The sequence below is a fragment of the Rhizobium sp. SVR5-2C genome, assembly GCF_056755115.1.
Genome location: NZ_JBNDHT010000452.1, coordinates 1 through 257, shown reverse-complemented (window position 1 = coordinate 257; position 257 = coordinate 1). Strand labels below are relative to the sequence as shown.

At 57.2% G+C, this 257-nt stretch carries 1 pseudogene; it reads right to left on the bottom strand.

The window, feature by feature from the left end:
* Positions 1–98 (bottom strand): annotated as a pseudogene (locus ACPYOI_RS36485) (glycosyltransferase); the annotation flags it as partial.
* Between the last annotated feature and the right edge of the window lie 159 nt (positions 99–257).

Below are 257 nucleotides of genomic sequence, written 5' to 3'. Positions count from 1 at the left end.
ATCGAGGACCGCTCGATGATGCTCTGGGCGAGGACGTGATAGGCCACGACCTCCTTGGAATCGCAACCGACAAAAATACGTGCAACACTATCCTTCATGACACCTCCGAAACGGCTGACCCCTTGAGAGCCAGCCGGCAAACCATTTTTCGTAGCGACGCAAACTGCCGCGATTCCATCCCCAAAGCACCAGAGCCGGGGGATGTTCGTTCGAAACAGGGGCGCGAATATGCCGTACCACCCGCTGCAATCTCCAGG